This window comes from Vitreoscilla stercoraria DSM 513, assembly GCF_000382305.1.
Classification (GTDB): Bacteria; Pseudomonadota; Gammaproteobacteria; order Burkholderiales; family Neisseriaceae; genus Vitreoscilla; species Vitreoscilla stercoraria.
On record NZ_KB908022.1, the window covers coordinates 123123 to 136035 of the forward strand.

Below are 12913 nucleotides of genomic sequence, written 5' to 3' on the forward strand. Positions count from 1 at the left end.
CAAATAAGTGTTTCTAAAAACGCTATTTTGATTAACACTACCAAAAGGTTAAGACCGTGAATATTAATGCAACCTTATTCGCTCAGATAATCGTCTTCTTTGTATTGGTGTGGTTTACGATGAAATTCGTATGGCCTCCAATCGTGCAGGCGTTGGACGAGCGTGCCAACAAGATCGCTGAAGGTTTGGCTGCGGCTGAACGTGGTAAAAGCGATGCTGAAGCGGCAGAAAAACGTGTTGCAGAAACTTTAGCCGAAGGTCGTCAGCAAGTTGCCGAATTGGTAACCAACGCTGACAAACGTGCAGCTCAAATTGTCGAAGAAGCTCGTACACAAGCTCAGGAAGAAGCGGCTCGCATCGTGGCTCAAGCCCGTGCAGAAGTGGAAACTGAAACCAACCGTGCACGTGAAGTATTGCGTGAACAAGTAGGTTTATTGGCTGTGAAAGGCGCAGAGAAAATCTTGCGTCGCGAAGTTGACGCGGCAAAACATGCTGACATTTTGAGCACCTTGAAACAGGAGCTGTGACCTTATGGCTGAGTTGGCAACCGTAGCCAGACCGTATGCGAAAGCGCTGTACAGTTTGGCAATAGAACACAATAAGACCAGTGATTGGGTCACTGTCTTAGAAAATCTGGCTCAAGCCGTTGCGGTGCCAAAAGTAGCCGCTGCCATTGATCGACCTGAACAAAGTGCTGATGCGAAAGCGGAAGTTTTGTTGGGTTTATTGCCTGAAGGTGCTTCAGATGAAAGCTTTAAAGCGTTCTTGAGCACCGTGGCTGAAAATGATCGTTTGAATGCTTTGCCAGAAATTTTCACTCAATTTCAAGCCCTGTATCTGTCTGCCAGTAACATTCAACAAGCTGTTATTTACAGTGCTTTCCCGTTAACGGAAGCACAATTTTCTCAATTGGTATTGGATTTACAAGCCAAATTGGGCAGCAAATTGAATGCAAAAGTAGAGGTAGACCCAGAATTAATCGGCGGCGTAAAAGTTGAAGTGGGTGACCAAGTGCTGGATCTGTCCGTACAAGCTGAATTACAAAAGCTGTACGCGGCAATGACTAATTAGGAGACGTTTCATGCAGCTTAATCCTGCTGAAATCAGCGATTTGATTAAAGCCAAAATCGAAAGCTTGTCTGTTGCAGAAGAAATCCGTACCCGTGGTACTGTGATTTCTGTGACTGACGGTATCGTTCGTGTACATGGCTTGTCAGACGTAATGCAAGGTGAGATGCTTGCATTCCCAGGTAATACCTTCGGTTTGGCGATGAACTTAGAGCGCGATTCTGTTGGTGTGGTAATCTTGGGTGAATACGAGCACATCAAAGAAGGTGACGAAGTAACCTGTACAGGCCGCATTCTGGAAGTTCCAGTAGGTCCTGAATTGGTTGGTCGTGTTGTCAATGCATTGGGTCAGCCTATCGATGGTAAAGGTCCAATCAATGCAACCGCTTCTTCACCAATCGAAAAAATTGCCCCTGGCGTGATTGCACGTCAATCTGTTGACGAACCAATGCAAACTGGTTTGAAAGCCATTGACTCTATGGTTCCAGTTGGCCGTGGTCAACGTGAGTTGATCATTGGTGACCGTCAAACAGGTAAAACGGCAGTGGCTTTGGATGCGATTGTGAACCAAAAAGGTACAGGCGTTATTTGTATCTATGTTGCAATCGGTCAAAAAGCTTCTTCTATCGCCAACGTTGTGCGCCAATTGGAGCAAAACGGTGCGTTAGGCCATACCATTATTGTTGCAGCGACTGCTTCTGAAGCAGCTGCATTACAATACATTGCACCTTACTCTGGTTGTGCAATGGGTGAATATTTCCGTGACCGCGGTGAAGATGCTTTGATTGTATACGATGACTTGTCTAAACAAGCCGTTGCTTACCGTCAAATTTCTTTGTTGTTGCGTCGCCCACCGGGTCGTGAAGCTTATCCTGGTGATGTATTCTACTTGCATTCTCGTTTGTTAGAACGTGCTTCTCGCATCAACCCAGTTGAAGTAGAGAAATTGACCAATGGTGAAGTAAAAGGCAAAACTGGTTCTTTGACTGCGTTGCCAATTATTGAAACCCAAGCAGGTGACGTTTCTGCATTCGTACCTACCAATGTGATTTCGATTACTGACGGTCAGATTTTCTTGGAAACTGACTTGTTCAACTCTGGTATTCGTCCAGCAATCAACGCAGGTATTTCGGTATCTCGTGTAGGTGGTGCAGCGCAAACCAAAGTCATCAAAAAATTGGGCGGTGGTATTCGTTTGGCATTGGCTCAATACCGTGAATTGGCAGCGTTCTCTCAGTTTGCTTCTGATTTGGACGAAGCGACTCGCAAACAATTGCGTCATGGTGAAATCGTGACTGAATTGATGAAACAAAAACAATTCAACGTTTTGTCTACGGGCGAAATGGCATTGACTTTGTGGGCGATTAACAATGGCTCTTACGATGGCGTTCCTGTGAGCAAAGCTTTGGCATTTGAAGCTGAGTTCTTGTCAAATGTTAAGACTCAATTGCCTAATGTAATCAAAGACATGGATGCTTCTGGCAAAATGTCTGACGCTGATGAAGAAGCTTTGAAAAAAGCGGTCGCATCTTTCCGTGCGTCAACTGATTACGTTCAAGCGTAATAAGCTAAAAGGAGTCTTAAGATGGCAGTAGGAAAGGAAATTCTCACCCAGATTCGCAGTGTTCAAAATACCCAAAAGATCACTAAAGCGATGCAAATGGTGTCTACTTCCAAAATGCGTAAGACTCAAGAGCGGATGCGCCAAGCGCGTCCGTACGCAGACAAAGTTCGCAGCGTCATGGCTCACTTGGCTGATTCCAACAATGAAATTACGGTTCCATTGTTGGAAAAACATACAGGTTCAGGCCGTGTTGGTTTTATTTTAATCACCACTGACAAAGGTTTGTGTGGTGGTTTGAATGCCAACTCACTCAAACGTTTTTTCGCAAAAGTCAGCGAATTTGACGAGCAAGGCATCCAAAGTGATGTCGTGTGTTTGGGTAGCAAAGGTTTGGCTGCATGCCAGCGTGCGCAAGTGAACGTGGTTGCCAGTGAAGTGGCTTTGGGTGATACGCCTCGTATGGAGCCTTTGTTGGGCGCCATTGGTGTGTTGTTCGAGCGTTATAAAAAAGGTGAGTTGGATTCAATTCACTTGGTGTATTCAAAATTTGTGAACACCATGCGCCAAGAGCCTCGTGTAGAACAGTTGTTGCCTTTGTCTGACGATGTGTTGGAAGAGGGCGATACAGCTTCTCACAACTGGGACTATAACTACGAACCTGACCCTTTGTCTGTACTTGAATTCTTAGTACGTCGATATGTAGAGTCTGTGGTGTATCAATCTGTAAGTGAAAACATGGCATCTGAACAAGCTGCGCGTATGGTTGCGATGAAAGCTGCAACCGATAACGCAGGCAATGCCATCAAATCTTTGCGTTTGGTATACAACAAGTCGCGTCAAGCGGCTATTACCACAGAGTTGTCAGAAATTGTGGCGGGTGCAGCTGCTGTATAAGCGGCCTGTAAACGCATTAAATTAGGATACGATAATGAGCCAAGGCAAAATCGTTCAGATCATTGGTCCTGTAGTTGACGTGGAATTTCCACGCGACTCAATTCCAAATGTATTTGACGCCCTGAAATTGGTTGAAACTGATCTGACCCTTGAAGTCCAACAGTTGTTGGGTGACGGCGTGGTACGTACCATTGCCATGGGTAGTTCAGATGGTTTGAAACGTGGTTTGACAGTAACCAATACCGGTAACCCAATCAGCGTACCTGTAGGTGTAAAAACCTTGGGTCGTATTATGGACGTATTGGGTAACCCAATTGATGAGGCTGGCCCTATTGGTGCTGAGGCTGATTGGGCTATTCACCGTTCTGCGCCAAAATTCGATGAGTTGTCTAGCGCATCTGAATTGTTGGAAACTGGTATTAAAGTGATTGACTTGCTTTGCCCATTTGCAAAAGGCGGTAAAGTAGGCTTGTTCGGTGGTGCCGGTGTAGGCAAAACCGTAAACATGATGGAATTGATTAACAACATCGCTAAAGCTCACAGTGGTTTGTCTGTGTTCGCTGGTGTAGGTGAGCGTACTCGTGAGGGTAACGACTTCTACCACGAGATGAAAGACTCTAACGTCTTGGACAAAGTGGCGATGGTTTACGGTCAGATGAACGAACCTCCTGGTAACCGCTTGCGCGTTGCTTTGACTGGTTTGACCATGGCTGAATACTTCCGTGATCAAAAAGATGCTGAAGGTAAAGGCCGTGACGTATTGTTGTTCATCGACAACATTTACCGTTACACATTGGCTGGTACTGAAGTATCTGCATTGTTGGGTCGTATGCCTTCTGCAGTGGGTTACCAACCGACTTTGGCCGAAGAAATGGGTCGTTTGCAAGAGCGTATTGCTTCTACACAAACAGGTTCTATTACTTCGATTCAAGCCGTTTACGTACCTGCCGATGACTTGACTGACCCGTCTCCAGCTACTACGTTTGCTCACTTGGATGCAACTGTCGTATTGAGCCGTGACATCGCTTCTTTGGGTATTTACCCAGCAGTGGATCCATTGGACTCAACTTCACGTCAATTGGACCCAGCAATTTTGGGTGACGAACACTATGCAGTGGCTCGTGGCGTACAAGCTACGTTGCAAAAATACAAAGAATTGCGTGATATTATCGCGATTTTGGGTATGGACGAGTTGTCTGAAGAAGACAAATTGACTGTGATGCGTGCTCGTAAGATCCAACGTTTCTTGTCTCAACCTTTCCACGTTGCAGAAGTGTTTACTGGTTCTCCAGGCAAATATGTATCATTGCGTGACACCATCAAAGGCTTTAAAGCTATTTTGTCTGGTGAATACGACCATTTGCCAGAACAAGCATTCTACATGGTAGGTGGCATTGAAGAGGCTGCAGCTAAAGCTGAAACCTTAAACTAAGGAGGCAAGCATGAAAACCATGCAAGTTGAAGTGGTGAGTAACGAAGCCACCATTTATTCGGGTGAAGCCAGTTTTGTTGTGGTTCCAACCGAAAACGGTGAGTTAGGTATTTATCCACAACACGTGCCGATTTTGAGTATGGTTCGTCCAGGCGTTTTGCGTATGCAAATACCTGGTCAAGCTGGAGAAACGACAGTAGCGATTGCTGGCGGTTTGTTAGAAGTTCAACCTTCTAAATTGACTGTTTTGGCAGACGTGGCTGTGCGCAGTGAAAACTTAGATGCCGAACGTGCGAAGAAAGCTTTGGACATCGCTCAGCAACAATTGAAAGCCGCAACAGATGACAAGTCAACTGCTGCAGCGCGTGCCGCTTTGGCCGCAGCGATTGCTGAGTTGAAAACCTTGGAATACTTGCGCAATCGTCGCTAAGACTGTGTTGCTTGAAAAAACCGCCTTCGGGCGGTTTTTTGCTATGTATCACACCATCAAAATTGGAGTAATCCCATGTCAGAACAAGATTTACATGACCATATTATGGAGTTGGAAATCCGCTTGGCTTTGCAAGACGACACCATTGATGTCTTGAGCAGACAAGTGAGTGAGTTATACCAACAATTAGAATCACAGCAACTGCAATTGCAATTGTTGTATCGCAAAATGAGTGAAGCCTCAGAAAACAATATGTCTACCAGCGGCCACGAACCACCACCGCATTACTAAAAAGGGCAAGACATGGCACAAACAAGCAGTTGGAAAGAAGCATTGCGCTTAAGCATGCCTGTGGCTATGGGTTATATTCCCGCAGGGATGGCATTTGGTGTGTTGAGCAGCGCGGCTGGTTTGCCTTGGTGGTGGTCGGTTTTGCTGAGCGTGTGTTTGTATGCAGGTGCCGCGCAATATGCCGCCATTCCGATGTTGGCAGCTGGTGCGCCGACGGTGTCATTGAGCGTCAATACCTTGGTGATTAATTTGCGTCATATTTTTTATGCATTGCCTTTGCTAGAGGCTTTGCCTAAAAACAGTTTGCGTCGTTGGTATGCTTTGTTTGCGCTGACCGATGAAAGTTTTTCGGTTTTAACCACGATTTTGCCCGAGCAAGCCAAACGTTTGTTTGTGAAAATCGTTTTGCTCAATCAATCGTATTGGATTTTAGGAACGGTAGTGGGCATCGGTTTGGGTGCAGGACTCAATCAATTGATTCCTCATTTGGATTTTGCATTGCCATGCTTGTTTGTGGTGTTGGCATACGAGCAATATCAAGCTAAAAAAGTGTGGTGGCCTTGCGTGATTGCGGCAGCGGCATTTGTGTTTGCCAGCTTGTTGACGGTGAATTATTTGCTGCTTTTGGCGGTGGCAGGATGTGCGGCCTGTATTTTGCTGTGGGAAGCTTCAGGACGCTTAAAAACCTCTGATAAAGGTGGAGTGGCATGAACGATACCACGTTTTTAATCGCTTTATTGTGTATGAGTGCGTTGACGTTTTTTTTGCGTGCCGCACCAACTTTATTGCCTAGAAAAATTCTCGAATCACGTTGGTTAAGTGCGTTGAATTTTGCCCTGCCTTTGAGCGTGATGGTGGTGTTGATTTTGGCTTCTTTGTCATTTAATAACGCCATTAAGACTCAAGAATGGACTTTTTTAATCTCACAAATCATGGCTTTGGTATTGGTTTTGTTGATTTATATGCGCAGCCGCAATGTTTTGGTCGCGATGGTTGTGGGCGTGGCTTCTTTGAATGGCTTGCTATATTTATTAACTTAGATTGATGAAATAAGAGACAAGCGTCCTGAAGGCTTCCGGACGCTTTTTTTGCGAAATTTAAACCATTTTATTGATGAAAATTGCATAAATTGACTTTTTTTTACTTAAAAATCCCATTTTTTCTCAATATGAGAAAAGTTTTATTTTTGAGTTATTTTTATATTAATAAAAATTTTATGAAAATTTCGCTGTGCGGAAATAGGACAAATAGACTGAAAAATATTGTTCAATGAAATCAATCTCGTTTCGCTTTGCGAAATGATATTTTGTATTTCGGAATATATTAATAAGGGATTTTTCATATCATATTGATATTGCGTGTTTTTTTATTGGTACGTATATTGGCTTCTCAAATTTGAGACAGTAAATGGCACTACCAGTTGGTTTTGAAATAGATTTTTTAAGAAATATGTATTTTAAGCAAGGCTTCAGACACACGTTTTAGGAGTTTCGGTATGAGCGGTTCTAGTCAATTACAAGGCGGATTGAAATCTCGCCATTTAACCATGTTGTCGATTGCAGGCGTAATCGGTGCAGGTTTGTTTGTTGGTTCTGGCAAGGTGATTGCCAATGCAGGCCCTGCTGCTATTTTGGCTTATTTGGGTGGTGGTATTTTGGTGGTATTGGTGATGCGCATGCTGGGCGAGATGGCTGTCGCGCAACCTGATAGTGGTTCGTTTTCAACGTATGCCGACCGTGCGATTGGTCGTTGGGCTGGTTTTACCATCGGTTGGTTGTATTGGAGCTTTTGGTCTTTGCTCATGGGCTGGGAGGCATATGTTGCAGGCGCAATTTTGAATCAGTGGTTCCCGATTATCCCGCTTTGGGGTTATATGACCATCGTTACTGTGGCTTTGATGTGTGTGAATTTCTTACCTGTTAAAAGCTATGGTGAGTTTGAATTTTGGTTTGCATTGGTCAAAGTGGTGGCGATTGTCGCTTTCATCATCATCGGTTCTTTGGCGATTGTGAATTTGTGGCCTTTGGGCGATGCAGTTGGTGGTTTTACCCATTTGACCAGCCAAGGCTTTATGCCTAATGGTTTTGATGCTGTCGTCGTCGCTTTGCTCGGTGCGATGTTTGCGTTTATTGGCGCTGAGATTGTGACTGTGGCTGCTGCAGAATCTCAAAATCCAAGCAAAGAAATCATTCGTACCACCCGTTCAGTGGTATGGCGCATTTCTTTGTTTTATGTAGGCTCGATTTTCATCGTGGTATGTTTGATTCCTTACACCGATCCTGGTTTGAAATTGTCGACTGAAGGTACATATGCGGTGACCTTGAAAGCTTTGGGCATTCCATATGCCAATACGATTGTAAATTTTGTGGTATTGACTTCGGTTTGCAGTTGCTTTAATTCAGCGTTGTATACTTCTAGTCGTATGTTGTTTTCTTTGTCTCGCCGAGGAGACGCACCAAAAGCTTTCCAAATCTTGGGTCAAAGTTCAAAAGCACCGTATATTGGCGTATTGGCATCAACCGTTTTGGCATTCATCACCATCGTATTGACTGCAACCGACCGTATGGATGTATTCGATGTATTGATGGCGGCTACGGGTTCTATCGCTTTGTTGGTTTATTTGTGCATTGCCGTATCGCAATTGAACATGCGCCGCAAATTGGATGCTTCTGGCAAAGAGGTGGTTTTGAAAATGTGGTTGTTCCCATGGTTAACTTATGCGGTGATTTTTGTCATCATTGCATCTTTGATTACGATGGTGGTAGAGGGCACGTACCGCACTGAAGTGGTTTACACCAGTATTTTTGGCGGCATCTTGATTGTGATTGGTGCGTTGGCACAAAAATACGGCTGGGGTCGTGAGCAACGTGAGAAATTAGAACACGAGCAAGCGCAAGTTCGTTTACAGGCCGCTAAACAAGAGTCTTAATCGAATACCATCCCAACCAAAGCCCGCTTGAAGCGGGCTTTTTTAATGTTTATCGATGTTCAAATGTGTTCGCCAAACCAAGCCAATTGTTCATGCAAAGACACCACTTCACCAATCACAATCAAAGCAGGTGATGGCGCGTTGCTTGTCAATTGCGGCAAATCTTTCAGGACGCCTTTGTTGGTGCTTTGATTTTCGCGCGTGCCATTGCTAATCACTGCGACAGGTGTATCGCTGCTGCGTCCGTGTTGTTGTAATTGTTCGGCAATAGTCGCTGCATTAATCGTGCCCATGTATACGACCAAAGTGTGGCGGCTCAAAGCCAAACTTTGCCAATCGATATCCGAACCATCGGCTTGGCAGTGACCTGTGATGAAGGTTGCAGTTTGTGCCAATTTTCGATGTGTTAATGGAATGCCTGCGTAAGCCGTCGCACCCAAGCCTGCGGTGATGCCCGGAATGACGCGGTAAGCGATGCCTGCTTGCTGCAATACTTGCAATTCTTCGCCACCACGACCAAATACAAATGGGTCGCCGCCTTTAAGACGCACCACGCGTTTGCCTTCAAGGGCGTACTGCACCAACAATTCGTTGGTTTTTTCTTGCATCACGCTGTGATTGCCTGCACGTTTGCCCACGCTGATGCGCTGCGCATCTTTGCGTATTAAATTCAAAATGTCATCGCTGACCAAAGCGTCATACAAAACAATGTCAGCGTCCTGTAAAGCTTGTAAGCCTTTGAGCGTCATCAAACCCACATCACCCGGACCTGCGCCCACCAACACCACTTGACCATTTTGTTGCGGTGGATTTTGCAATTGCGTTTCGATTTCGTTTTCCGCTTCAGTGAGTTTGCCTTGTGCCGTCAAGGTATCAAAACGGCTGTGAAACAAGCGTTCCCAAAATTGGCGGCGTGCGCTCATTGAATGAATGCGCTCTTTGACTTTGCCACGCCAACGACCTGCAATATTGGCTGCATCAGACAAATGTTCAGGCAATAAAGCTTCGATTTTTTGACGCCAAATGCGTGCCAAAACAGGCGCTTTGCCACCTGTTGAAATCGCGATTTGCAATGCGCCTCGGTCAATCAACGCAGGGACAATAAAATTGCAGTTTTGTAAATCATCCACCACATTGCACAAAGTATGCGCCGCTTCCGCTGCTGCGAAAATCTGTTGGTTTAATGCTGCATCATTGGTTGCCGCAACGACCAAAAACACGTTTTGAATGTGTTCTGGTGCAAATTCGGTTGCAATGTGTTCAATGCGTCCTGCATCTAGCCATTGTTGCAACACCGCATTGAGTTCAGGCGCAACGAGGCGTACGATGGCACCGCTTTGTAGTAAACTGTCGACCTTGCGTTCAGCGACTTGACCTGCGCCCACTACCAAAACAGGGCGTTGTTGTAAACGAGCAAACAATGGGTAGTAATCCATAAATCATCCTTTAGAGCATGACGGGCATTGTAAGTGATGCACCTTGAGAAATGGAAAGAAGCAATATTTGTGAACTTAGTCAGAATGGTTATAAAGCCTGTGAAATCACTTCCTGTTTCTCGGGCGTTTAAAACAATGGTTTGGTGTTTGGTGAGCGGTTTGGTGTTGAGTGCTTGCGCCGACAGCAGTGAAGTGACGGCTCAAGCGCCTTCCCATAGCAGCCAAGTGACAGCGTCAGCATCAACGCCTTTGTCACAAGTGTCAGAACCGAACGCTACACAAGTTTCTGCTGAGATTTTGTCCAGCAGTGCTGTTGCCAATATACAGACGGAAGAGTCGCGCAATGTGAGCGTGCGTGAATTCAATCCTGCTGATTTTCCCGATGCGTGTAACGACTATATTGATGAAGTGTTGCAATGTATTAAGGTGATGGATCAAGCGGGCATGGAAGGCACGGCGAGCATGCAAATGCAATTGTCAGAAATGCAAGCGTCTTGGCTCAATACATCTGATAGCAATGCATTGAACCAAACCTGCAAATTGGCTTTGCTAGACGTAGAGCCTGTCTTGCAGGATTTGGGCTGTTAAGCGTCCTGTAAACAAGGACAGCGAAAAAGTAAGGAAAACAAATGATGAAATCAATCAGCTGGGTGTGTGTGAGCTTGATGTTGGCAGCTTGTAGCGGTGCCGATGAAGCAGCGAAAACCAATGCCAAGCAAGCTGCTTCTGGTGTGGCAGCATCGACACCTGTTGCGGTGGCCAGCGCGCCTGTGGTGGCGTTGCCTGCATCGTGCCAACAAATGATCGCCAATATTGAAAAATGTGTGGTCAAATACGAGAAAGAAAATCCTGCCGAAGGTTTGGCTTTGCGCACTGAGTTGGAACAATTGCGTGGGCAAATCAGCAGCGGTACCGATGCCCAAGCTTTGGATCAAGCTTGTAGCGAAAGCAATCGCCAAAGCGCACAAATTCCCGAAACCCAATGTTAAGCGTCCTGTAATATTCTGTGTCGCTTAGATAAATTGGCTATAAAGACATAAGCAGATATTCTTTCGTAATTTCTGAGCACATTGTTACACTGAGCCCCATCTGTACATATGGGGCTTTGTCATGTCTTTTTTTCAAGGTTGGGTCATTCCACAAGTGGATGATGCCACACGCCAAAATGTGTTGTCTAAAACGGCTGTTTTAGAACAACGTCTACAAGACATTGCCCAACGTTTTGATGAGGCACGTTTTGCCTCTAGCTTGGCAGTAGAAGATATGGTCATTACCGATGTCATTGCCCGCTTGCAATTGCCCATTCAAATTTTCACTTTACAAACAGGCCGCTTGAATGTGGAAACTTCAGCCTTGATTCCACAAACCGAACAGCGTTATGGCATTGCATTAAAAGTGATGGAACCTGTGGCTGAGGCGGTGAGTGAATATGAGCACACACACGGTCGTGATGCGTTTTATGAAAGCGTAGATTTGCGCCGTGAATGTTGTCGCATTCGCAAAATTGAGCCGTTGAACCGTGCGATTGTGGGTGCGGATGCTTGGCTCACCGGTCAACGCCGTGAGCAATCTGCCACGCGTGAAGAATTGCCATTGGAACAACACGATGCCAACCACAATATTGCCAAATTCAACCCGATTTTTGATTGGACGGAATTAGACGTATGGGCGTATGTGGCCGCTTATGATGTGCCTGTCAATGATTTATACCATCAACATTATCCAAGCATAGGCTGCGAGCCATGCACCAAACCTGTGCGTTTGGGCGAAGACATTCGTGCAGGACGTTGGTGGTGGGAAAACAAAGACACCAAAGAATGTGGTTTGCATAAATAAAACCATTTTAAGCGTCCTGTAAGCTTTACAGGACGCGCTTCACAACCGATTTAACTTGAATAAAGAAGCAAACATGAGTGATGCAATCAGTAACAAACATTTGGATTGGCTCGAAGCGGAGTCCATTTATATCATCCGTGAGGTGATTGCCGAATCGAAAAATCCTGCCTTGTTGTTTTCAGGCGGCAAAGATTCGGTGGTGTTGCTCGCGTTGGCATGCAAAGCGTTCACATATGGTGAGCGTGCGTTGCAATTGCCATTCAAATTATTGCATGTGGACACAGGTCACAATTACCAAGAAGTGATTGATTTTCGTGATCAAACCGTGGCACGTTTGGGTGTGGAATTGGTGGTCGGACATGTGGAAGATTCGATTGCCAAGGGTACGGTGGTGTTGCGCAGTGAATTGGATTCACGCAATGCAGCGCAAGCGGTGACTTTGCTTGAAGCAATCGAAGAACATGAATTTGACGCTTTGATGGGCGGCGCACGTCGTGACGAAGAAAAAGCACGTGCCAAAGAGCGTATTTTTTCGTTCCGTGATGAGTTTGGTCAGTGGGATCCCAAAGCTCAGCGTCCTGAATTGTGGAGTTTGTACAACACGCGTTTATTCAAAGGCGAAAACATGCGTGTGTTCCCGATTTCCAATTGGACGGAAATGGACATTTGGCAATACATCGAGCGTGAAGGTTTGGCTTTGCCACCGATTTACTTTGCGCATGAACGTGAAGTGGTGGAAAAAAATGGTTTGCTCGTGCCTGTGACACGTTTGACACCGAAAAAAGACGGTGACGTGAGCGAGATTCGTTCGGTGCGTTTCCGTACTGTGGGCGATATTTCGTGTACTTGTCCTGTGGCATCGACTGCGGCAAATCCTGTCGACATTATCGCCGAAACCGCCCAAACCACGATTTCAGAACGCAGCGCCACGCGCATGGACGACCAAGTGTCTGAGTCTGCGATGGAAGAGCGCAAAAAAGCCGGTTATTTCTGATTATTGCACTGAATATGAATGTTTTTCAGGACGCTTCTA

General features: G+C 45.6%; 15 protein-coding genes. 14 read left to right on the forward strand and 1 reads right to left on the reverse strand.

Features of this window, described 5'->3' with window-relative positions; all coding sequences use genetic code 11:
* Positions 1–56 precede the first annotated feature (56 nt).
* From H150_RS0105090 to H150_RS0105135, 10 genes are all read left to right on the forward strand, one after another.
* Positions 57–527: a F0F1 ATP synthase subunit B gene (locus tag H150_RS0105090; RefSeq protein WP_026353493.1), complete on the forward strand. Its 471-nt coding sequence runs from the start codon at positions 57–59 to the stop codon at positions 525–527.
* A gap of 4 nt (positions 528–531) precedes the next feature.
* The gene (locus tag H150_RS0105095; RefSeq protein WP_019957978.1) at positions 532–1071 is read left to right on the forward strand and encodes a F0F1 ATP synthase subunit delta; all 540 of its coding nucleotides are present in this window, start codon (positions 532–534) and stop codon (positions 1069–1071) included.
* Between the two features lie 10 nt (positions 1072–1081).
* Positions 1082–2632, forward strand: coding sequence for a F0F1 ATP synthase subunit alpha (gene atpA, locus H150_RS0105100; protein ID WP_019957979.1), 1551 nt, complete (start codon positions 1082–1084; stop codon positions 2630–2632).
* 21 nt (positions 2633–2653) lie between these two features.
* Entirely contained in the window at positions 2654–3526 is an 873-nt protein-coding gene (atpG, locus tag H150_RS0105105; protein WP_019957980.1) for a F0F1 ATP synthase subunit gamma, read from the forward strand.
* Between the two features lie 34 nt (positions 3527–3560).
* A complete protein-coding gene (gene atpD, locus H150_RS0105110; RefSeq protein ID WP_019957981.1) occupies positions 3561–4958 on the forward strand; it encodes a F0F1 ATP synthase subunit beta in 1398 nt (465 codons plus the stop codon).
* A gap of 10 nt (positions 4959–4968) precedes the next feature.
* The gene (locus H150_RS0105115) at positions 4969–5388 is read left to right on the forward strand and encodes a F0F1 ATP synthase subunit epsilon (protein WP_019957982.1); all 420 of its coding nucleotides are present in this window, start codon (positions 4969–4971) and stop codon (positions 5386–5388) included.
* A gap of 75 nt (positions 5389–5463) precedes the next feature.
* Positions 5464–5679, forward strand: a complete 216-nt coding sequence (locus H150_RS0105120; protein WP_019957983.1) for a SlyX family protein — start codon at positions 5464–5466, stop codon at positions 5677–5679.
* Between the two features lie 12 nt (positions 5680–5691).
* Positions 5692–6390 carry an AzlC family ABC transporter permease gene (locus H150_RS0105125; RefSeq protein ID WP_019957984.1) on the forward strand — a complete coding sequence of 233 codons (699 nt, stop codon included), beginning with the start codon at positions 5692–5694 and terminating at the stop codon, positions 6388–6390.
* Positions 6387–6719 carry an AzlD domain-containing protein gene (locus H150_RS0105130; protein WP_019957985.1) on the forward strand — a complete coding sequence of 111 codons (333 nt, stop codon included), beginning with the start codon at positions 6387–6389 and terminating at the stop codon, positions 6717–6719. The genes H150_RS0105125 and H150_RS0105130 overlap by 4 nt, the downstream gene beginning before the upstream one ends.
* Positions 6720–7174: 455 nt before the next feature.
* Positions 7175–8608, forward strand: a complete 1434-nt coding sequence (locus H150_RS0105135; protein WP_019957986.1) for an amino acid permease — start codon at positions 7175–7177, stop codon at positions 8606–8608.
* Positions 8609–8667: 59 nt separating this feature from the next.
* Here H150_RS0105135 and cysG read toward each other — a convergent pair whose 3' ends face one another.
* On the reverse strand, positions 8668–10044 hold the full coding sequence (gene cysG, locus H150_RS0105140; RefSeq protein ID WP_019957987.1) for a siroheme synthase CysG: 1377 nt from the start codon (positions 10042–10044) through the stop codon (positions 8668–8670).
* Positions 10045–10143: 99 nt separating this feature from the next.
* Here cysG and H150_RS0105145 point away from each other — a divergent pair, with 99 nt between their 5' ends.
* From H150_RS0105145 to cysD, 4 genes are all read left to right on the forward strand, one after another.
* Complete coding sequence (locus tag H150_RS0105145; protein ID WP_155970418.1) at positions 10144–10632, forward strand: hypothetical protein; 489 nt, start codon at positions 10144–10146, stop codon at positions 10630–10632.
* Positions 10633–10673: 41 nt separating this feature from the next.
* Positions 10674–11033, forward strand: coding sequence for a hypothetical protein (locus H150_RS0105150; protein WP_019957989.1), 360 nt, complete (start codon positions 10674–10676; stop codon positions 11031–11033).
* Between the two features lie 121 nt (positions 11034–11154).
* On the forward strand, positions 11155–11880 hold the full coding sequence (locus H150_RS0105155) for a phosphoadenylyl-sulfate reductase (RefSeq protein ID WP_019957990.1): 726 nt from the start codon (positions 11155–11157) through the stop codon (positions 11878–11880).
* 73 nt (positions 11881–11953) lie between these two features.
* A complete protein-coding gene (cysD, locus tag H150_RS0105160) occupies positions 11954–12874 on the forward strand; it encodes a sulfate adenylyltransferase subunit CysD (RefSeq protein ID WP_019957991.1) in 921 nt (306 codons plus the stop codon).
* The last annotated feature ends 39 nt before the right edge of the window (positions 12875–12913 follow it).